General features: G+C 64.9%; 18 protein-coding genes. 7 read left to right on the top strand and 11 right to left on the bottom strand.

The genetic code is table 11. The features are described 5' to 3' along the window. Positions 1–47 precede the first annotated feature (47 nt). Complete coding sequence (locus VSR68_RS19885) at positions 48–770, top strand: UdgX family uracil-DNA binding protein (protein ID WP_342941565.1); 723 nt, start codon at positions 48–50, stop codon at positions 768–770. 56 nt (positions 771–826) lie between these two features. On the opposite strand, the gene VSR68_RS19880 is transcribed toward VSR68_RS19885, so the two are convergent. Both VSR68_RS19880 and VSR68_RS19875 read right to left on the bottom strand, forming a co-directional pair. Next, on the bottom strand, positions 827–3,268 hold the full coding sequence (locus VSR68_RS19880; protein ID WP_342941468.1) for a PAS domain S-box protein: 2,442 nt from the start codon (positions 3,266–3,268) through the stop codon (positions 827–829). Positions 3,269–3,397: 129 nt separating this feature from the next. Continuing rightward, the gene (locus VSR68_RS19875) at positions 3,398–3,919 is read right to left on the bottom strand and encodes an Lrp/AsnC family transcriptional regulator (RefSeq protein WP_342941467.1); all 522 of its coding nucleotides are present in this window, start codon (positions 3,917–3,919) and stop codon (positions 3,398–3,400) included. 186 nt (positions 3,920–4,105) lie between these two features. On the opposite strand from VSR68_RS19875, the gene VSR68_RS19870 reads away from it, so the two are divergent. Further along, positions 4,106–5,122, top strand: coding sequence for a 1-aminocyclopropane-1-carboxylate deaminase (locus VSR68_RS19870; protein WP_342941466.1), 1,017 nt, complete (start codon positions 4,106–4,108; stop codon positions 5,120–5,122). Between the two features lie 116 nt (positions 5,123–5,238). On the opposite strand, the gene VSR68_RS19865 is transcribed toward VSR68_RS19870, so the two are convergent. Beyond that, positions 5,239–6,006 carry a DUF4410 domain-containing protein gene (locus VSR68_RS19865; protein WP_342941465.1) on the bottom strand — a complete coding sequence of 256 codons (768 nt, stop codon included), beginning with the start codon at positions 6,004–6,006 and terminating at the stop codon, positions 5,239–5,241. A 339-nt stretch (positions 6,007–6,345) separates the two neighbouring features. Here VSR68_RS19865 and VSR68_RS19860 point away from each other — a divergent pair, with 339 nt between their 5' ends. Continuing rightward, the gene (locus VSR68_RS19860) at positions 6,346–7,161 is read left to right on the top strand and encodes an NAD(P)-dependent oxidoreductase (RefSeq protein WP_342941464.1); all 816 of its coding nucleotides are present in this window, start codon (positions 6,346–6,348) and stop codon (positions 7,159–7,161) included. Between the two features lie 90 nt (positions 7,162–7,251). Here the strand turns inward: VSR68_RS19860 and VSR68_RS19855 are convergent, their stop codons facing one another. The 3 genes from VSR68_RS19855 to VSR68_RS19845 form a co-directional block, all read right to left on the bottom strand. Beyond that, complete coding sequence (locus tag VSR68_RS19855) at positions 7,252–8,475, bottom strand: porin (RefSeq protein ID WP_342941463.1); 1,224 nt, start codon at positions 8,473–8,475, stop codon at positions 7,252–7,254. A gap of 162 nt (positions 8,476–8,637) precedes the next feature. Further along, on the bottom strand, positions 8,638–10,398 hold the full coding sequence (gene araD / locus VSR68_RS19850; protein ID WP_342941462.1) for an L-arabinonate dehydratase: 1,761 nt from the start codon (positions 10,396–10,398) through the stop codon (positions 8,638–8,640). Positions 10,399–10,561: 163 nt separating this feature from the next. Further along, positions 10,562–11,500 carry a dihydrodipicolinate synthase family protein gene (locus VSR68_RS19845; protein WP_342941461.1) on the bottom strand — a complete coding sequence of 313 codons (939 nt, stop codon included), beginning with the start codon at positions 11,498–11,500 and terminating at the stop codon, positions 10,562–10,564. 237 nt (positions 11,501–11,737) lie between these two features. Here VSR68_RS19845 and VSR68_RS19840 point away from each other — a divergent pair, with 237 nt between their 5' ends. Continuing rightward, on the top strand, positions 11,738–12,046 hold the full coding sequence (locus tag VSR68_RS19840) for an antibiotic biosynthesis monooxygenase (RefSeq protein ID WP_342941460.1): 309 nt from the start codon (positions 11,738–11,740) through the stop codon (positions 12,044–12,046). Positions 12,047–12,287: 241 nt separating this feature from the next. Beyond that, on the top strand, positions 12,288–12,674 hold the full coding sequence (locus tag VSR68_RS19835) for a DUF488 domain-containing protein (RefSeq protein WP_342941459.1): 387 nt from the start codon (positions 12,288–12,290) through the stop codon (positions 12,672–12,674). Between the two features lie 60 nt (positions 12,675–12,734). Here VSR68_RS19835 and VSR68_RS19830 read toward each other — a convergent pair whose 3' ends face one another. Continuing rightward, positions 12,735–13,448 (bottom strand): SDR family oxidoreductase, encoded by a 714-nt coding sequence (locus tag VSR68_RS19830; RefSeq protein ID WP_342941458.1) that lies wholly within the window; start codon positions 13,446–13,448, stop codon positions 12,735–12,737. 175 nt (positions 13,449–13,623) lie between these two features. Here VSR68_RS19830 and VSR68_RS19825 point away from each other — a divergent pair, with 175 nt between their 5' ends. Further along, on the top strand, positions 13,624–14,538 hold the full coding sequence (locus VSR68_RS19825; protein ID WP_342941457.1) for a LysR family transcriptional regulator: 915 nt from the start codon (positions 13,624–13,626) through the stop codon (positions 14,536–14,538). 251 nt (positions 14,539–14,789) lie between these two features. Continuing rightward, positions 14,790–16,466 (top strand): methyl-accepting chemotaxis protein, encoded by a 1,677-nt coding sequence (locus VSR68_RS19820; protein WP_342941456.1) that lies wholly within the window; start codon positions 14,790–14,792, stop codon positions 16,464–16,466. A 34-nt stretch (positions 16,467–16,500) separates the two neighbouring features. Here VSR68_RS19820 and VSR68_RS19815 read toward each other — a convergent pair whose 3' ends face one another. From VSR68_RS19815 to VSR68_RS19800, 4 genes are all read right to left on the bottom strand, one after another. After that, on the bottom strand, positions 16,501–17,730 hold the full coding sequence (locus tag VSR68_RS19815) for an NnrS family protein (RefSeq protein ID WP_342941455.1): 1,230 nt from the start codon (positions 17,728–17,730) through the stop codon (positions 16,501–16,503). Positions 17,731–17,796: 66 nt separating this feature from the next. Beyond that, entirely contained in the window at positions 17,797–18,183 is a 387-nt protein-coding gene (locus VSR68_RS19810; RefSeq protein ID WP_342941454.1) for a hemerythrin domain-containing protein, read from the bottom strand. Between the two features lie 183 nt (positions 18,184–18,366). Further along, positions 18,367–19,431 (bottom strand): LacI family DNA-binding transcriptional regulator, encoded by a 1,065-nt coding sequence (locus VSR68_RS19805; protein ID WP_342941453.1) that lies wholly within the window; start codon positions 19,429–19,431, stop codon positions 18,367–18,369. 57 nt (positions 19,432–19,488) lie between these two features. Then, entirely contained in the window at positions 19,489–20,814 is a 1,326-nt protein-coding gene (locus VSR68_RS19800; RefSeq protein WP_342941452.1) for an MFS transporter, read from the bottom strand. Positions 20,815–20,880 lie beyond the last annotated feature (66 nt).

Here is a 20,880-nt window from a genome sequence, read left to right as displayed (position 1 = left end):
GACCTTGCACGTGACGCGCGAAGGAACATCTATTGCTCGCATCGACGATACATGCAGCGCGCACATTTTCTAACGACGTCATGAGCACTCGCAAAACCACTCCGCCATCCGATGACACGGCTTCGTCGAAACGCGCCGCGCGCAACGATGCGGACGTCGAGCCCGATCAGCAGCCGGAGCGCCTCGACGATTGCCGGCGTTGCGCGTTGTGGTCGAAGGCGACGCAAGCCGTCGGCGGCATCGGGCCGAAGCGCGCGCCGATCATGCTCGTCGGCGAGCAGCCGGGCGACAAGGAGGACCAGCAGGGCAAGCCGTTCGTCGGCCCCGCCGGCCAGTTGCTCGACGATGCGCTCGAAGAAGCGGGCGTGGCCCGCCACGATGTCTACGTGACGAATGCCGTCAAGCATTTCAAATGGGAGCCGCGCGGCAAGCGCAGGATGCACAAGACGCCCGCGCAGCGCGAGATCGATGCATGTCACTACTGGCTGGAGCGCGAGCTGAGTTCAGTCGGACCGCGCGTGATCGTCGCGCTCGGCGCGACCGCGTTGAAGGCGATCCTCGATGACCGCGATGCGCGGCTTCAGGCCGTCGTCGGCAAGGTGCTCGAACACGGCGGCCGGCATGTCGTGCCGACGTATCACCCGTCGTTTGCGTTGCGCGCGCCGGATGAGGCGACGCGTCATCGCGCTTACGCGGCCATCGTCGCGGCGTTGCGCGAGGCGGGAACCGTCGCGCATCGGGAAGCAGTGCGAGAGAGCGGCAAGAATTGAAGGAGACGACGGCAAGAAGCCAAAGCCGTCGAATGCAAGACGATGAATCTCGCGCACTAGTCGTGCTGATCGTGCTGATCGAGCGCGTGCTTCAGCTGATCGAACGAATACGGCTTGCGCAACGAAATCCATGCGAACGTCAGCGATGCGTCGTGCAACGGCGCTTCGGCACCCGAAGCGAATACGACCCTCTCCGCCGACTTCATCCCCATCGCCTTGCGCGCGAGATCGAGGCCCGACATGCCGGGCAACGTGAGATCGGTGAACAGCACATCGAACGGCTGACGCTGCAGCCACGCCAGCGCCTCTTCCGCGTCGCCCGCCGCTTCGTACCTGTGGCCCAGCATGCCGAGCAGTTCGCACAGCGCGTCGCGCGCATCCGGCTCGTCTTCCACGACGAGTATGCTCAACACGCGAGTCGTGGCGGGCTCGTCGGCACGCGTCGCGTGCGGGGCACCGTCGAGCATGTCGCGCAGCTTGCGCGCCAGTTGCAAACGGCTGTACGGCTTTTGCAGCAGATCGGCGCCGTCACGGATCTGCGCGTCGAGCCCCGTCGCGTCGCGCGTATGGCCCGACGTGAAGAGCACCTTCAGCGCGGGCCGCATCAGCAGCGCCTGGCGTGCCATCTCCGGGCTCAGCAGCGGCCCGGGCATCACGATGTCGCTGAACAGCAAGTCGACTTTCGCGCCGCTGCGCAACACGGTCAGCGCTTCCGATGCGTCGTTGGCGGTCAGCACGCTATAGCCGAGCTGCGACAGCATGTCGACCACGGTCAGCTGCACGCGCCGGTCATCCTCGACGACGAGCACCGTTTCGTCTCCGCGCAAGATCGCCTCCAGCTCCGTGCCGGCTGGCTCGTCGGGCCGCGTGACAACCGCTTCGAGCGAGCGCGGCAGATAGATCGTCACCGTCGTGCCCACGTCCGGCGTGCTTGACAGTTCGATATGCCCGCCGCTTTGCAGCACGAAGCCGTATGCCATGCTCAAGCCGAGGCCCGTGCCCTGTCCTTCGGGCTTGGTCGTATAGAACGGATCGAACGCGCGCTCGACGACGTTGGCGCTCATGCCCGTGCCCGTATCGGCGACGGTCAGCTTCACATAGTCGCCGGGCTCGATCTGCGACGCCGCCGTGGCCCGCCTGTCGAGCACGGCATTCGACAGTTCGAGCGTCAGCACGCCGCCTGCCGGCATCGCATCGCGCGAGTTGATCGCGAGATTGAGCACGACGTTTTCGAGCTGATGCGTATCGACGAGCACGTTCCACAGCTCGCCGTCCGCAGGCGTGTCGTGAATGTTCACGCGCACGCGTTCGCCGAGTGCGCGGCGCAACAGGTCTTCCATGCGGCGCAGCACGTCGCGCAGATTCGCGACGACGGGCAGCAGCGCCTGGCGACGCCCGAACGCAAGCAGTTGCGCCGCGAGCTTCGATCCGCGTTCGACGGCCTCGATCGCGCGGCCGATGCGCGCCCTGCTCCACGTATCGTCCTGTCGCGCGCCGAGCAGTTCGAGATTGCCGCGCAGCACTTGCAGCACGTTGTTGAAGTCGTGCGCGACGCCGCCCGTCAACTGGCCGAGCGCTTCCATCTTCTGCGACTGGAACAGCGCGTGGCGCGTCTGGTCGAGCAGTTCCGCTGCCTGGCGGCGCTCGGTGACATCGCGAGTGATCTTCGCGAAGCCGATCAGCGCGCCATGATCGTCGCGTATCGCATCGATCACGACGTGCGCCCAGAAGCGGCTGCCGTCGCGCCGCACGCGCCAGCCTTCCGCCTCGAAGCGCCCTTCGCGCGCGGCCGTCGCGAGCCCGCGTTGCGGCACGCCCGCGGCGGCATCTTCCGGCGTGTAGAAGCACGAGAAATGCGAGCCGATAATCTGCTCGTCGGTGTAGCCCTTGATGCGCCGCGCGCCCGGGTTCCAGTTCGTCACGTAGCCTTCCGGCGACAGCATGAAGATCGCGTAGTCGCTCACGCCCTGCACGAGCAGGCGAAAGCGCCGGTCGCTTTCGATCGCGGCATCGTAGGCCTTCTTCTTGTCGCTCATGTCGCGCACGACGCGGCCATAGCCGAGCAGGTCGCCGTCGGGCGAATACAGAGCGGTCATGATGACGTTCGCCCAGAAAAGGCTGCCGTCCTTGCGCACGCGCCAGCCCTCGTCTTCATAGCGGCCCTCGTCACGCGCGCGCTGCAGCCCCGTCTCGGGCATGCCTGCGCGGCGGTCTTCTTCTGTGTAGAGCACGCGCACGTGCTGGCCGAGAATCTCGTCCGTGCTGTAACCGTGAATGGTCTCGCCGCCGCGGTTCCAGCTGATGATCGTGCCATCCGGCGAGAGTGCGAAGATCGCGTAGTCGGTGGTGGACCCGGCCCACATGCGCAGCCATTCGGTGCTGAGGCTAGTGGCGCGCGCATCCATGCCGCTCGCCTCTGCGCACTGCATCGCGTGCGGGGTGTGTGGTTCCGTGCTGGTTCCGGCAAAGTTGCCAGCGAGTTTATCGTCGTCGCGCATCGCCCAAAGTGTGCTCGTCCCTTCTTGCGCGATCCGGCCTCGTGCGGCCTGGTCCGCGCGGTTATTGTATAAGCGCGCGCCGTCGCGGGCATGCCGTTCAAACCCTGACGTCGCGGCGTTTTGTCCGTATCAAAGCGGAAACCTAGTCGTGGAGAGGATTTCCCTGAGCACCATGAAGCTGCGGATTTGCCGCACGCCGGGCAGGTACAGCAATTGCTCCGCGTGCAGACGGTTGAAGCTCTCGCTATCGCGCGTTCGCACGAGCATGAAATAGTCGAACTCGCCTGTGACGACGTGGCATTCCATGCAGCCCGACACCTTTTGCGCGGCCTTTTCGAATGCAGCGAACGTCTCGGGCGTCGAGCGGTCGAGCACGACGCCGATCACAACGAGCATCCCCGCGCCCACCGCTTTCGGATCGAGCAGCGCGACGGTCGCGCGGATCAGCCCCATTTCCTTGAGCCGTTCGACGCGCCGCAAGCAGGCGGGCGCGCTCAGCTTCACCTTCGACGCGAGCGCGACGTTCGAAATCGATGCGTCCTGCTGAAGCTGCTTGAGGATCGCACGGTCGATGCGATCGAGCTGCGAAAGCAGCGTCTGTTCGGCTGGACTCGTGCCTGTACTCGTTTTGCGTAATTTTGTTGCGCACATATGGCTTTATGAAAAACAAAAGGATGTTGATGGAGGTTGTCGCCTTCTGAAAGTATCTCCGGCCGATTTATTTCGCAAGCTCATTTCGCTGGGTCTTTTTTATCATGTCTGTCAGCGCGCGGCTTCGCTTGCGTGCAAACATCGAGCGCTGATGCGCACCCTTCCCAGACCACCGGACTCTCGACCATGAACCTGCAACGCTTTCCCCGCTATCCCCTGACCTTCGGGCCCACGCCGATCCAGCCGCTCAAGCGGCTCTCGCAGCATCTCGGCGGCAAGGTCGAGCTTTACGCGAAACGCGAGGACTGCAACAGCGGCCTTGCGTTCGGCGGCAACAAGACGCGCAAGCTCGAATACCTGATCCCCGATGCGCTCGCGCAAGGCTGCGATACGCTCGTGTCGATCGGCGGCATCCAGTCGAACCAGACGCGCCAGGTCGCCGCCGTCGCCGCGCATCTCGGCATGAAATGCGTGCTCGTGCAGGAGAATTGGGTCAACTATTACGACGCCGTGTATGACCGCGTCGGCAATATCCAGATGTCGCGCATCTTGGGCGCCGATGTGCGGCTCGTGCCAGATGGCTTCGACATCGGCATTCGCAAGAGCTGGGAAGACGCGCTCGACAGCGTGCGCGCCGCGGGCGGCAAGCCGTATGCGATTCCCGCTGGCTGTTCCGAACATCCGCTCGGCGGCCTCGGCTTCGTCGGGTTCGCGGAAGAAGTGCGCCAGCAGGAAGCTGAGCTTGGTCTCAGGTTCGACTACATCGTCGTGTGCTCGGTGACAGGCAGCACGCAAGCGGGCATGATCGTCGGCTTCGCGGCCGATGGGCGCGGGGATCGCGTGATCGGCATCGACGCATCCGCGAAACCCGAGCAGACGCGCGAGCAGATCACGCGTATCGCGAAGCACACTGCGGAACGGGTCGATCTGGGCCGCGACATCACCGCGCAAGATGTCGTGCTCGATACGCGTTATGGCGGCCCCGAATACGGCCTGCCGAACGAGGGCACACTGGAGGCGATTCGTCTGTGCGCGCGGCTCGAAGGCGTGATGACCGATCCCGTGTACGAGGGCAAGTCGATGCACGGCATGATCGACAAGGTGCGGCGCGGCGAATTTCCCGAGGGCTCGAAGGTGCTGTACGCGCATCTGGGCGGCGTGCCCGCGTTGAGCGCTTATAGCTTCCTGTTCCGCGAAGGCTGATTGCGCGGCTACGCGCAGGCGTCACCTCCCCCAACGAAAAATGGCGATGCCATGCGGCATCGCCATTTGTTTTCTGCAACGTGTCGCGCTTACTTCAAGAGATCAGTTCACGCGATTTACTTCACAAGATCGCTCGACATCCATCCTTCCGCGACACCGATCTGCGCGACCTGCTTCGCGACCGAATCAGCGAGCTTCTTTGCATCGCTCGTGACGGTGTCGCCCTTGTGCTCCGAACCGACATGCAACGCGCCGCCCGCCGCCGCCGACGTCGCGACGTGCCCCGCCGCCGCGCCGACACCCGCCGTTTCCGCGACGCCCGGCATATGGCCGCTGTTCGCATCGGCGTCGAAGGTCTGCACGAGTTGCGGCATGCCGCCCGCCGGCTTGTACAGCACCTGCACGTGCGCCTTCACTTCGCTCTTGCCCGCGCCGAGTCCGATCAGCATGCGGCGGCGATGATCGCCCGCGTCGATCGACGCGACATTGCCCTGCACGATCAGCACGTTCTCGTTGGCGGGCGGCGGCGCGTCGGTGCGGATCGCGTGCACGCCCATCGATTGCAGCTTCGCGACCACTTCGTCCGTCAACTCCTCGCCGGCCGCGACGGCTTCTTTCGTCTGCTGCGACGCTTGCGACGTGCCCGAGAAGCTCGCGCTCAGCTTGTGGACGATGCCGCTGTTGTCGAGCTTCACCGCATCCGGGTTGCTCGCGAACGTGTACACGTAGACGTTCTGCGGATTCGCTTGCGTGAGCGTCGCGTACTGGGCCGTGTTCGTGACGCTGGCTGCCGCGCAGCCGCTCAGCAGCATCGCGCTGAATGCGAGTGCAGCCGAAGCGCTGCGCAGAGTCTTGCCACGAACGGAGTGAAGAGAAGCAAACATGTGAAGTCCTGTCATCGGTCAGAAGATTGCGGGTGATCGTCCGATGGCGGGTTGCTACACGGGTGGCGGCATCGGCGATTTCACGGTTGCGTGAATCGCCGGTTTCGTTGTGTTCTGCAGCTCAGCACGCGGAACGCAGTATGGGTGTGCGGCCGCGTGAAGGCCATCGATCAATTATGTCGGCTCATGTCACAGGCCGCCGCGCCTTGCGGGACGGGCTTCACGGGCTGTTTCGGCGCAGCCTTTTTCTTCGACCCGATTGCCGCGCGGATGTGTTGTAATACAACTTATCGGATGTCGAGAAGTGCCCTGCTAACTCTTTGCCACAAGGTTCGGACCATGACGAAAAAGATTGCGTTGAGCGGCGCAGGCGGCCAGTTGGGCCGCTTCCTACGCGTCGCGTTGAACGGGCGCGGCGTGAATGTGCGTTCGGCGGCGGGTTCCCGCGCGCTCACGCCGCTGTTCGACGGCGAAGACGTGATGCACGGCGATCTGCGCGATCCCGCCGTGGTCGACCGGCTGATGCGGGGCGTCGACGTGCTGATCCATCTGGCGGGCACGAGCGTCGAGCGGCCGCTTGCCGAGATCATCGAAAACAATCTGCGTGCGCTCGTCGAAGTGTACGAAGGCGCGCGCCGCCACGGCGTGCGGCGCATCGTGTTCGCGAGTTCGAATCACGCAATCGGCATGTACCCCGTCGAAGACAAGCTGCCGCTCGACTGCGCGTTCCGCCCCGACGGCTTCTATGGACTCAGCAAGGCATGGGGCGAATCGCTTGCGCGCATGTACTGGGACAAGCATGGCATCGAAAGCGTGTGCATCCGCATCGGCAGCTGTATCGAGAAGCCGACCGAATTCAGGCACCTCAGCACATGGCTCGGTCATGACGATTTCCTGCATCTGATCGACCGTTGCATCGACGTGCCGGATATCGGGTTCGAGGTGGTCTGGGGCGTGTCGAACAACACGCGCAGCTACTGGGACAATTCGGGCGCGGCGCGTCTCGGCTACCAGCCGCGCCAGAACTCGGAAGACTACGCCGCCGAAATTCTCGCCAAGCCGAATCCGCTCGATCCTGTCGCGCAGCGCTTTCAGGGCGGCGCATTCGTCACGATCGACTACACGCCGCCAGAGAAACGCAACTCTGCACGCTGAGCGCTTGTATCTGCAACGACTGCGATCAATAAAAAAGCGCCGCAATTGCAGCGCTTTTTACTGCTTCCGATGCGTGAACAACGATCGGCATCAGAACCGATGCACGATACCCACGCCCACGCCGACCATGCTGCGCGATGACGAAGGCGACGAGTTGAAGCCATCGCCGAGCGTCGCGGTCGCGTTGATGATCGATCGGCCGTTCGTGCCGAGCGTCTGCCCGTTCGCTCGCTGATACGCCTCCAATGCATACAGTCCCGTGCGCTTGGACAGCGAGTAGTACTCGGACAGGTTGAACTGCTGATACTGCGCGCTGCTCGCGATGCCGTTGGCCTTCGTCGCGCGCGTGTAGCTGTAGCCCGTCGCGAAGTCCCATGAGGCCGTCGGCTTCCAGTGCAGCACGATGCCGCCCGTGTTCCAGATCGACTCATCGCGGAACGACGAGCCGGTGCCCGGAATGTACTGCACGTTCGTGTACGTCGCCGTGATGTCGAACTGGCTGTTGAACGTGTAGCCCAGACCGACTGCAAAGCGCTGCTGCGCCTGCGCCGTCTGATAGCCGTTGGTCACGGCGGAGATACCGGCCTGGCCTCCCCCGCTCGACGTCGTCGAATCGGCGCCGAATGCGCCGCCGCCGACCGTCGAGTTGTTGATCCGCGAGAAGCCGACTGCAACGCCGACAGGCCCCTGCGCATACTGGATCGCCGTGCTCCACGTCGAGCCCTGGTTCACGCTGCCCGGTACGCCGGCAAACGAATACGAGCCGCTGAACTTGAAGCCGTAGAGCGTCGGCGACATGTACAGCAGCGTGTTGTTCGCGCGATAGATCGTGTCGAGGCCATCGAGATCGCCAGGGTGCGCGCCATAGAAGCCGGTGAGCCAGGTCGTCGGGCTATACGGCGACAGCAGCTGGTAGTACGACGCGTACTGACGGCCCGCCGTCAGCGAACCATACGTGGCGTTCGTCACGCCGACGAAGGCCTGGCGGCTGAACATCAGGTTGGTCGTCGACATCGCGCCGTTGTTGCCGCTGAAGCCCTCTTCCAATGTGAAGATCGCCTTCGTGCCGCCGCCCAGATCTTCCGCGCCCTTCAGGCCGAAGCGGCTGCCTGCCCACACGCCCGTGATCATCTTGAACGCCGAGTGGCCGCCCGACGTCGAACCGAGCGTCGTCGAGCTCGACTGATAGCCGATGCCGTTATCGACGATGCCGTACAGCGTCACGCTGCTCTGCGCGAACGCGGGCGCCGCCGTGGCCAGCGACGCGCCGATCGCCAGTACCGCCTTCACGCCCGGAAATTGCTTCCTTTCCATCCTTATCTCCTCCTTCACTTCGTCTCGATGTTGTTGCGTGGTGTGATTGCGATGCACGGCATGGCGCCGCGACCGCGAGGTTGCTTCGTTGCTCGCTTCCCTTCTTCAACGATCAAAAGACGGCTGGCAGGTATGACGCGTAATCGCGCGAGATGTACGCGCTCAGTGAATCTCCGGCTCGCCGGACGTGGTGCTCGCGCCGCCGCGTTGCAGGAAATCGAAGTCGCAGCCCTTATCGGCCTGGAGCACGTGGACCTGATGCATCGCGCCGTAGCCGCGCGAGAAGCGCGGCTCGGGCGCAACCCATTCGGCCTTGCGCCGCGCGAGTTCATCGTCGGGCACGAGCACGTTCAGCTTGCGCTGCGGCACATCGAGCTCGATCAGATCGCCGTCGCGCACCAGCGCAAACGGCCCGCCGATAAACGATTCGGGCGCCACGTGCAGCACGCACGCGCCGTAGCTCGTGCCACTCATGCGCGCATCGGAGATGCGCAGCATGTCGCGCACGCCTTTTTGCAGCAGCTTCTTCGGAATCGGCAACTGGCCCCACTCGGGCATGCCCGGCGCGCCCACGGGGCCCGCGTGCTGCAGCACGATCACGCAGTTCTCGTCGATGTCGAGGTCTTCGTTATCGATGCGCGCGGCCATGTCGTTGTAGTCGTTGAACACGACCGCGCGGCCCGTGTGCACGAGCAGATGCGGCTCGGCTGCGCCCGGCTTGATCACCGCGCCATCGGGCGCGATGTTGCCGCGCAGAATAGCGAGACCGTTGTCCGGCATCAGCGGATTGCTGCGCCGGCGGATCACGTCGTCGTTGAAGATCTGCGCGCCTTCCAGGTTTTCGCCGAGCGTGCGCCCGTTGACGGTCTTCTGCGAGCGGTCGATCAGGTCGCCCAGTTCCGCCAGCATCGCCTGCAGGCCGCCCGCGTAATAGAAGTCTTCCATCAGATACGAGCCCGTCGGCCGGATGTTCGCGAGCACGGGCGTGCGGCGCGACAGGCTGTCGTAGCGGTCGAGCGTCAGCTCGATGCCCGCGCGGCGCGCGAGCGCGATCATGTGCACGATCGCGTTCGTCGAGCCCGACAGCGCGAGGCAGGTCGTGACCGCGTTGTCGATCGACTGCGCGGTGAGGATGGCGGACGGCTTCAGGTCTTCCCACACCATCTCGACGATGCGCATGCCCGTCTTCGCGGCCATCTGCGCGTGACGCGAGTCGGGCGCGGGTATCGACGCGAAGCCCGGCAACGTGAAGCCGAGCGCTTCGGCGGCGCTCGTCATCGTCGACGCCGTGCCCATCGTCATGCAGTGACCCGGCGAGCGCGCGATGCCGCCTTCGACGCCCTGCCAGTCTTCTTCCGTGATCTTGCCCGCGCGCAGATCGGCCCAGTACTTCCACGTGTCCGAGCCCGAGCCGAGCGTCGCGCCGTTCCAGTTGCCGCGCAGCATCGGACCGGCGGGCAGGAAGATGGTCGGCAGGTCCATCGAGATCGCGCCCATCAGCAGCGCGGGCGTGGTCTTGTCGCAGCCGCCCATCAGCACGACGCCATCGGCGGGATACGAGCGCAGCGTCTCTTCCGCTTCCATCGCGAGGAAGTTGCGATAGAGCATTGTCGTGGGCTTCTGGAACGGCTCCGACAAGGTCTGTACCGGCAGCTCGATCGGAAAGCCGCCCGCCTGCCAGATGCCGCGCTTCACTTCTTCCACACGCTGCTTGAAGTGCGTGTGGCACGGGTTCATCTCGCTCCACGTATTGAGTATCGCGATGACGGGCTTGCCCGCATATTCCTCGCGGCTGTAGCCCATCTGCGCGGTGCGCGAGCGATGCCCGAACGAGCGCAGATCGTTGACGCCATACCAGCGATGGCTGCGCAGTTCTTCTGGCGTCTTCCTCGCCTTCTTTCGTTCGTTGCCGTCGGTGCTCACGTTCGTCTCACTCCAGATCAAGCATCTGTTCCGCTGCGATGGTTCGGCTGCGATGCAGCTGTGCGTCGTGCAGTTGTGCGTCACGCTGATCGCGCCGCGCGGTCGTCACGCGGCGCATCCGTGGTCATTCGATTCGAGTCATTCGATTCGTCCCGTTCGGCAATTACGCATGCGTATTGCCTGCAAGCTCGCGTTCGAACGCGAGCAGTTCGCGCGCGGCCTGTGCAATGGCTGCGTGCTTTTCGACGGGCGCTCCGCTCAGGAGCGGCAGAATCGAGCCCATATCCGCGATGCCCGACAACGTGACGGCATCGTGCAACACGCGAATCAGCGAAATCTCGTCGCGCAGCGTTTCGAGCGGCATGAACGCGTCGTAGAGGCGCTGTGCTTCCGTGTCGCGGCCGGCCTTGACGGCGGCGAGCAACGCCATCACCGCATGCGATGCGATGCAGCCCGAGCCCGTCGTCCACGAAGCGAGGCCGAAGTCGCGCACATGCACGAGCGCCGGGCGCTCGCCCATGCCCGAGATCACGCGCGACGCGCTCACGCTTTCCAGCAGACGCCGCAGATACGGATCGTCGGCCGGATTGTCGCGGACGATCGCGTATTTCACCGCGATCAGCGTGCCGCGATCGACGAGGCGCGCGAGCGTGTCGACGTCCACGTAGTCTTCGCTCTTGATGTAGAGCGTGAGCGGGATGCCCGCCGTATCGACGATGCGCGTGAGCCCCGCTTCGACGCCCGCAGGCGTGGTGAAGCCGGCGAGCGGCAACACCATCGCGGTGCGATACGAGGTCTGCGACAGGATGCGCGCCTGGTCGAGCATCTTGCCGAAGTCCGGGCCGACGGCAGGAATCACGCGCGTCGTGGGCGCGGCGCTCGCCGCCAGCATGTCCAGTACTTCGCGGTATTCGCTGACGGCCACGTGATAGAAATTCGCGTTGCCGCCGTACAGCAGCGTGCGCACGCCACCCGCTTCGATATGGCGGATCAGCTTCTGGTTGGCGTCGACATCGAGCGACAGGTCCGTGCGCCGAGCGAGCGGCGGGACTGCCATCACGGTCGACGCGAATTCGCGCTCGACGATCTGGGACTCGTTCATGAGATCGGGTGATTCGATGGTGGCTGACAAGCCAGAAAGCTACATGGCCGCCGCGATGTTGTCAAACAACTATTTGGGCTGTTGGTGTTTTCCATGAAATCGTTTGACAACACTTTTCTGACCGCATGCGCGTCGCTGCTGACACCAAACATGACGATTGCGCGTTCACGATCACGGGCGACAATGGTTAACTCGAAGCGCTCACCGGCACACCCGCCATCCCGACAGGAGAGTCACATGACCATCAAGTACGCGTTGTTCGCACGTTTCGAAGCGAAGCCCGGCAAAGAAGCGGAAGTCGAAGCGTTCCTGCAGAAAGGGCTCGAACTGGCGAATCAGGAATCCACGACGCCGATCTGGTTCGCGCTGAAGATCGCCGAGCACACTTACGGCGTGTTCGATGCGTTCCCCGACGAGGCCGGCCGCCAGGCGCATCTCGACGGCCCGATCGCGAAGGCGCTGATGGGCGTCGCCAACGAGCTGTTCACGGGGCCGCCGCAAATCGGCCGCATCGACGTGCTCGGCATGAAGAACACGCTCGGCTGAGGCAAGCTCATCTGAAGGCAAGTCCGGCTGACGGCAAGCCTGGCGCAGGCGCAAGCCGTCTGCGCCCGCGGCAATGCGCGCGGTCAGCCGGTCAGCCGGTCAGCCGGTCAGCCGGTCAGCCGGTCAGCCGGTCAGCCGGTCAGCCGGTCAGCCGGTCAGCCAGCATGAAACCGACATGAAGCCGAATACGAACCGCCGCGAGTCAACCTAAAACCACAATCCACACAGGAAACCTCACCCCATGTCCATTCGTATCGTTCAGCTCGGATCGGACCGCGCGCCCGATGAAGGCGTGCGCATCGGCACGGTGCGGCGGCCGCCGCGCGGCGTGCCGAAGGCCGAGTTCGGCAGTCGCAACTACTACGACGTCTGGCTGCCGATCCTGTCGCCGACGCCGGAACTCGTCACTCAGGCGCTCGCCGCGAATACCGACGCCGAATGGCACGCGTTCGTGCGCAAGTTCCGCGCGGAGATGAACAACGGCGATGCATCGAAGGTGCTCGACACGCTCGCCGCGTTGTCGGTGACGTCGAACTTTTCGGTCGGCTGTTACTGCGAGGACGAGAACCGCTGCCACCGCAGCGTGCTGCGCCAACTGCTCGTCGACCGGGGCGCAAAGCTCGCATAACGCTCGACAACCGCGCGATGCGTGTCGCGCCCGACGCCGCGCGATGCGTGTCGCGCGCGCTCACGCAATCGCGCCGCCTCCGTCGACGAGCACCGTCGAGCCCGTCGCGTAAGGCGTCGTCGCGAGATAGACGATCGCGTTCGCAACCTCTTCGGGCTGGCCGACGCGCTTCGCCGGCAAACGGTTCGCGGCGCCTTCGAACATCGCGTCGCGCGCATCGTCGGAGAGCTTCGACCACAGCGGCGTCGCGATCAGCCCCGGCGACACCGTGTTCACCCGCACGGGCGACAGTTCGAGCGCAAGGCCGCGCGCGAGCGAGTCGAGCGCGGCGTTGATCGCCCCTTGCAGCACCGACGTCCTGCTTGGACGCACGGCGAGAAAACCCGACACGAACGTCAGCGATCCGCCTTCCGCGATCTTCGCGGCGCGCGCGACGCGGTACGCGCCCCAGAACTTGCTGTCCATCGCCTTATAGGCGTCGTCGAGCGCCAGCTCGCGCGCGGGGCCCGACGGCGTCTGAGCGGCCGAAATCACGACGTGATCGAATGGCGGTTGCGCGGCGAAGAACGCGTCGATGGCGGCCGCGTCCGTCGTGTCGAGCGTGGCCGTCTGCACGCCGTGTCCGATGTCGGCGGCGGCGTCCGCCAGCTTTTGCGCGCTGCGCGACGCGATCGTCACCTGCGCGCCGAGCGCCGCGAAAGCCTTGGCCGCCGCAGCGCCGATGCCCGAACTGCCGCCGACGATCAGCACACGTGTGGATTGAGGCGAGTTCATGAAGGGACCTCCTGTCGGATACCGTCGATGAAATAAGGTCGATGAAACCGGATTGATCAAATGCACGTCGCATCGCGACAACGCCAGGCTCTCGCCCGAACGTCCCTATGCTAGTCTTCGCGCCACAGAAGAAATACCGCTTTCGGATTGATGAATCCTTTCTTTTTTGAGAAGAATGAACCCTACCCGGATCGACAGCCTGCCCGCGCTGATTGCGTTTTCCCGTGTGGTGTCGGCGGGCAGCCTGTCGGCGGCCGCTAGGGAAATGGACCTGCCGCTCTCCGTCGTCAGCAAGCGGCTCGCGCAACTGGAGAAAAGCGTCGGCGTGCGGCTGATCCAGCGCACCACGCGCCGTCAGACGCTCACGGAAGAAGGCGCGCTGTTTCATGCGCGCGTTGTGCGCATCCTCGACGAAATCGAGCAGGCGGAAGAGCTGCTGTCGCAGCGCCGCCATGAAGTCAGCGGACTGCTGCGCGTGACGGCGCCTGGCCAGCTCGGGCGCCAGAAAATCGCGCCGCTGGTCGCCGGTTTTCAGCTGTTGCATCCGCAGCTCGACGTGCAACTGGAATTGACGGATGCCGTCGTCGATCTCGTCGAAAGCGGCTTCGATCTGGCGATCCGCTTCGGCAGCCTCGCCGATTCATCGCTGATCGCCCGCACGCTCGCGCCGAATTTTCGCGTGCTGTGCGCGTCGCCGGCTTATCTGGAGCAGCATGGCGTGCCGCGTCATCCGCACGATCTCGCCTCGCACCGCTGCATCCTGATCGGCGACCAGCGGCGCGCGGAATGGCGCTTCGAAGGCGACGAAAGCATCGCGGTACGCATCGACGGCGCGATCGTCACGAACGACGGCGAAGCCGCGCATCTGCTCGCGCTCGCCGATGCGGGCATCGCCGTGAAGTCGATCTGGGATGTCGGCGACGACATACTCGCCGGCCGACTGCGCCGCGTGCTGCCGCATCATTCGATGTCGGCGGCGCCGTTGCACGCGATCTATCCGCATAGCCAGCATCTCGCGCCGCGCGTGCGCGTGTTCGTCGATTATCTGCGCGAGCGTCTGGCGCAGGCATGGCGTTGGGATTCGTTGTAGCGCGGTTATAACGCGGTTGTAGCTCGCTTGTAGCCCGGTTCTAGCGCGCGATCCGGCCGCGCGATCGAATGCCTTGCGCATGGAGTCCGGCGCATGCGTTGCGAAGTGCGGGGTCGACGCTGATTTCCAGCGCCTTTTGCGATAATGAGCTGCCATGTGATCGTGTGGTTTCCCGATAGCGTCGGCCTCGACCGTCGGGACATCGACCACCCGCGCGCCGCCTCACAATTTCACCGGAAAAGTCATCCACAATGGCCACAGCCACGTCCCGCACAAGCGACACCGATCTGCCCAACCCGAAGCGCGGCGCCCGCCTGTCGCTCGGCAACCGGATCGTGCTGAGCTTCGGCGTGCTGTTCGTGCTGATGCTCGCGATGGCCGCCATCTCGTACACATGGCTGCGCGTGATGGACGACGAGGCGCTCAGCATGGGCCGCGATTCCGTGCCCGGCCTCTATCTCGCGACCACGTTACGCGCGACGGCGAACAGCGGCTATTCGACGCTCGAACGCGCGCTCTTCGTCGACAGCGATGACGACGCAACGAAGCGCGATCTCGATCGCCTGCCGCAGATCATGCGCCAGTTCGATCAGGTGTCGGCCGAATATCAGGCGACGCTCTTTCGCGACCAGGACCGCGCACACTTTCGCGACTTCAAGGCCGCGTGGGACCAGTACCTTCCGCAACAGCACGAAGCGATGCGTCTTGCCGCGACGTCGAGGCCCGATGCGCAGGCCGCGTTCGTCAAGCTCGCGCCCGCGTGGGACAACGTATTGCGCACGGCGAACGAACTCGTCACCGAGAATCGCGGACAGGCCGACGATTCCGCGAAAGCGATCCGCGATTCGGTGACGAGCATGGAGATCACGCTCGCGTCGGCGCTCGGCGTGACGCTGCTCGTCGCGCTCGTGACGGGCTATTCGCTGTACCGGGCGATCACGGTGCCGATGTCGAGTGTCGTCGAAGTGCACAACGTGATGCGCACAGGCAATCTCACGCAGCGGCTGAGGCTCGGACGCGGCGACGAATTCGGCGCGCTCGAGGACGGCTTCAACCGGATGGCCGACGAACTGACCAGCCTCGTCGCGCAGGCGCAGAAGTCGTCGCTGCAGGTGACGGCTTCCGTCGCCGAGATCGCGGCGACGTCGAAGGAGCAGCATGCGACAGCCAGCGAAACGGCCGCGACCACGGCCGGGATCGGCGCGACCGCGCGGGAAATCGCCGCGGCTTCGCGCGATCTGTCGCACGCGATGGACGGGTTGTCGGTGGCCGCCGGGCAGTCGGCCGCGCACGCGGGCGCGAGCCAGAACGGCCTCGCGCACATCGAGGAGACGATGCGCAGCGCGACGCAAGCGGCAGACTCGCTGGACGCGAAGCTCGCGATCCTTAACGCGAAAACGGTCGACATCAGCGGGGTGGTCGCGACGATCGCGCGAGTCGCGGATCAGGCCAACCTGTTGTCGTTGAATGCGGCGGCCGAAGCGAAAAAGGCCGGCGAACATGGAGCGGGTTTTGCCGTCGTCGCTGCGGAAACACGGCGTCTCGCGGATCAGACGGCCGTCGCCGGGCACGACATCGAACAGGCGGTGAACGCGATCCAGTCGGCCGTAGCGGCGTGCGTGACGGGCATCGACGCGTTCTCCGAAGAAGCGCGGCGCGGGATGCACGACGTGCAGCAGGTGAGCGGACAACTCTCGCAGATCATCCGCGACGCGCAGACGCTTCCGCCGCGCTTCCAGTTCGTCGACCAGGGCATCCGGACCCAGGCCGCGAACGCCCACCAGATGACGCAGGCGCTGTCGCAACTGTCGCAGACCGCGCGGCAGACGGCGGAGTCGCTGCGCCAGTCGTCGCAGGCGATCGACGATCTGACGCTCGTCGCCAATCAACTGCGCACAGGCGTTTCGCGCTTCAAGATCGAAGGGTAACGGCGCGGGCGTTATCGACGGGACCGAAGGCGCCCTAGCCCGGCTTGCCGTCCGCGCGCGGACGCATCAACGGCAGCGCATACGCGAGCACATAGATGACGAAGGCGGCGATCCAGCACAGGCCCGCGCTCCCGATCCAAACCTGATAGAGGCCCGGCGCGACCAACGGACCGACGATGCGCAACGCCGAGCCCAGCGTGACGAGCGCATAGCTCGTGACGTCGCGCTTGTCAGCGACGAGCGGCCTGCCCGTGTGGCCGCGTGCCGTGCGCGTGATCGTCGCGATGATCGCGCCGCCGATCACGCCCGCCGTGAAAGCATGCAACGCAACGGAATGCGGCACGAACCCGAGCGCGCTCGCGCCGAGCAACGCGAAGCCGACGGGCATCCACGCATAGGCGACGTGCAGGATCAGCAGGATGGCGGGCCCGCGCACCTTGTACGAGCGCCAGCCGATCAGGCGCGCGCAGTGAACCGCGCAGGCCGCGAACGCCAGCGCCGCGATAATGACGGGATGCGCGACGGGATGCGCCACGGCTGCGTCGGCGAACAGCGCGGCGAGCGTCAGCGGCGCGGCGAGCGTTTCGACCGGCTTCCAGCGGCGCGTGACGAAACCAGGAATCGCATTCGACGTGAACATCGGAATCACGCGCGCCCCGATCACGCTGACCAGCAGCACGACGACGCCCGCCGCCGCGTACAGGCAACGCAGCGCGAGATCGGGCCGGCCCGTCTGCACGAGGACATGAAACGCGACGTTGAGCGCGCCGAAAAGCAGCAGCACGGGCACCAGAAAATAGTTGCGGCGATTGCCCGCCTTCGCCAGCACGCGCAGCAGCACGAACGCGACAGCGGGCAGAAACGCGCTGTCGACGACCGCGGCGGGCACGGCGGGCCCGCTCCACACCAGCACGCGCGCGCACAGCCACAACAGTGCAAGCGCGGCGAGCACGCGATGGCTCGTCGTCTGCATGCCCGTCCATGCGCGCACTGCTGTCAACAGAAAGCCCGCGACGATCGACGCGGCGAATCCATACACCATTTCGTGCGCGTGCCAGCCGATCGGGTCGATCCTCAGCAGGTAGTTGCCGTTGACGGGCACGCCCGCGAGCATCGCCAGCCATACGGTCAGCGCGAGCGCCGCAAAGACGGCGCCCGCCAGATAGAACGGCCGGAAGCCCAGGTTGAACAGCGCAAAGCGCCGCCCGGGCCGGTGGCGCTCGGGGAACGGGACGAAGGTTGAACGCGGTTCGACGATTTTCATGATTCGCTCGTTGCAGGCATCGGTAGAACGGAACGCGGCGTGGCCGCTGGGTCGTTCGTGACGGGCTTACTCGCAGTGCGTCTCGAATGCGGGATACAGACGCACTTCTTCGCGCGTCATCCGCTGGCGCAGATGCGCGATCACGCGGCCGATTTCACGCGCGAGCTCGATGCCCGAACGGCCGCTTTCGAGTCGATCGAAGAAGCCGAGAATCTCCGACGAAATCGCGCGCATCTCCTGCGCGTACATCTCGCCGAGCGCGCGCGTCTCGTCGTGCTTGCGCATCGCGGGGTACAGTTTGTCGTCTTCGCGCTTCAGATGCGCCGCGACGACGCCGCGTACCTGCTTGAGCTTGCGGCGTCCCTCGTCGGTGACGACGCCGAGCGCGCGGCATTCATCGAGCAAACGGAAGATCTCTTCGTGGTCGTGCTTGAGCGTGGTGATCAGTGACATGTTTGTTGGCCTGCGTGTTTCGCGTGAGGACAGAGTTGCGGCTTCGTATGGCCGCGTAAACCCTTAAACACGTTTTGTGCCAACTACAAAGGTATGGAAAAACAGTGACTTGTGAAGTTCATTAGTCGGTTCGACTGGAGTCATTATGACTCTACCTAGAGTCTGATCGACGTCATGGAGCCGTTACGCCGACTCCCGCTCCACCACGCTAAACCCCACGTCGACGAACGCGGGCTCATGCACGCCATTCAACCGGTCGAGCAGGAACCGCGCGGCGCTCACGCCGATGCGCGTGCCGTCGATGCGCACCGTCGTCAGTTGCGGCGACGTTTCCGACGCGAAGTCGAGGTCGCCGAAGCCGCAGATCGCAAGCCGCGTTGGCACGTCGAGGCCAAGGCGCTTCGCCGCGCCCAGCGCGCCGATCGCGAGCAGATCGGACCCGCAGAACACGGCATCGACCTGCGGCGCGCGTTCGAGCAATCGCGGCAGCGCGGCCTTGCCCGTCGCCAGCGAGCTTGGCGGCTCGACGATCACTTCGGCGACGTCCGTCATTCCCGCTTTCGCGAGCCGGTCGCGGAACCCGGCGCGGCGCGCGAGCGCGCGCGCATCGCTTGCCGATATCAGCGCGGGCCGCTTCACGCCGCGCGACAGAAAACGCTCCGCCACCGCTACGCCGATCTGGTAGTGCGAAAAGCCCACCAGCATGTCGATCGGCGTATCCGTCATGTCCCACGTCTCGACGACGGGAATGCCGACGTTGCGCAGACGCTCGCGCAATGAATCCGTGTGCGCGACGCCCGTCAGCAGCACGCCTTCCGGACGGCGGCTCAGCACGGTATCGAGCAGGCTTTCTTCGTTGGTGTCGCTGTAGCCGCTCAGCGCGAGCAGCACTTCATAGCCCGCGCGCGACATCGTCTCGCTGAACACCTGGATGGTCTCGGAGAACAGCGAGTGCGCGATGGTCGGCACGATGGCCGCGATCAGCCGCGAGCGCGCCGACGACAGGCCGCCCGCGAGCCGGTTCGGCACATAGCCGAGCTTCTGCACGACCTGGCGCACGCGTTCGAGCGTTTCGGGCGCCACGGAAGCGGGATTGTTGAACACGCGCGACACCGTGATCGGCGACACGCCCGCCTGCGCCGCAACATCCGTGATGCGCACGCCCTTCGGACCGCCGCGCGTGCGGCGCGCGGGCGCGGCGCTGTCCTTGAGCGCGAGCGATGCGTCAGTTGGCTTGGCGGTCGACATGAATGCGTGTACCTGAAAATATGGCGCGGCTATTGTAGCCAATGCCTCGAAGCGCCTTTACTCCGTCACGGGCGCGCTGCTCACGTTGTGCGCCGCGTTGCCGCTACGGCGCAGAACAAAGCTCGTCACGATTGCGAAGATCAGCATGCAGGTGGCGGGAATCAGCATTGGCGCCTGCGTGCTGCCCGTCGTCTGCTTGACGAACGGCACGAGGTTCTGCGCGATGAAGCCGCCGATATTGCCGAGCGAATTGATCGCCGCGATGCCCGCTGCGGCGCGCGCGCCGAACAGGAACTTCGGCGGCAGCGTCCAGAAGCACGGGATCAGCAGATACATGCACGGTGCGCCGAAGCACAGCGCGACGAAGCGCAGCGTATTGGTCGGCATGAACACCGACGACAGGAAGAACACCATGCCGAGCAGCGCCGACGCGAGCATCGCGATGATCGCGCGATTGCCCGCGCGCAGTTTCGACGGCAGCCATGCGAGCACGATCGTCGCCATCAGCCACGGGATGATGTTGAGGAAACCGTTCGTCGTGTTGCTGACGCCGAAGCCCTTCACGAGCGTCGGCAGCCAGTAGCTGACGCCGTACACGGAGATCGACAGCATCATGTAGTAGAGCGCCATGCCGATCACGCGCGGCTCGGCGAGCACGCTCAGCAGCGATGCATGATGCGCGGCGTTCTTGCGGGCCTGCGCGCTTTCCGTGTCGAGCGTGCGCGTGAGCCATGCTTTCTCGTCGTCCGAGAGGAACGTCGCTTCACGCGGCGACGCGGGCAGCAGGTACAGCACGACCAACGTCAGCAGCACGGACGGAATGCCCGTGACGACGAACACGAGCTGCCAGCCTTGCAGGCCGAGGAAGCCGCCCTTGTCGAGCAGCCATCCGCAGATCGGCGCGCCGACCATGTTGCCCAGGCTGCTGCCGACCGTGAAATAGCCGAGCATGCGCACGCGATGCCGTTGCGGAAACCACAGCGTCAGGAAATAGATCACGCCCGGATAGAGCCCCGCCTCCGACGCGCCCAGCAGAAAGCGCAGCACGTAGAACATCGTCGCGTTCTTCGTGAACGCGAGCAGGATCGTCACGACGCCCCAAGTGAACATGATGCGCGCCATCCACTTCGGCGCGCCGTACTTGTGCAGCATGATATTGCTCGGCACCTCGAAGATCAGATAGCCGATGAAGAACAGCGATGCGCCGAGTCCGTACGCCACTTCGGAGAGCCCGAGACTGCCGAGCATCTGCAGCTTCGCGAAACTGATGTTCGAGCGGTCGATATACGCGACCAGATACAGGAGGCCGAGCAACGGCATGAGCCGCAGCCCGAGCCGGTTGATGAGGCGCGATTCGTCGATCGCTGAAGTGACGGTGTTCACGGTGTCTCCCGGGCCCGCTGTCTTTGCGCGGGCCTCGTTGTTCAAGCTGTGTTCGTGACGGATGGC

The organism is Paraburkholderia phymatum, from assembly GCF_038900715.1.
In the GTDB taxonomy this organism is placed as follows: Bacteria; Pseudomonadota; Gammaproteobacteria; order Burkholderiales; family Burkholderiaceae; genus Paraburkholderia; species Paraburkholderia phymatum_A.
Note: the sequence above shows the minus strand (reverse complement) of the source record. Positions and strands in the feature narration are given on the sequence as shown.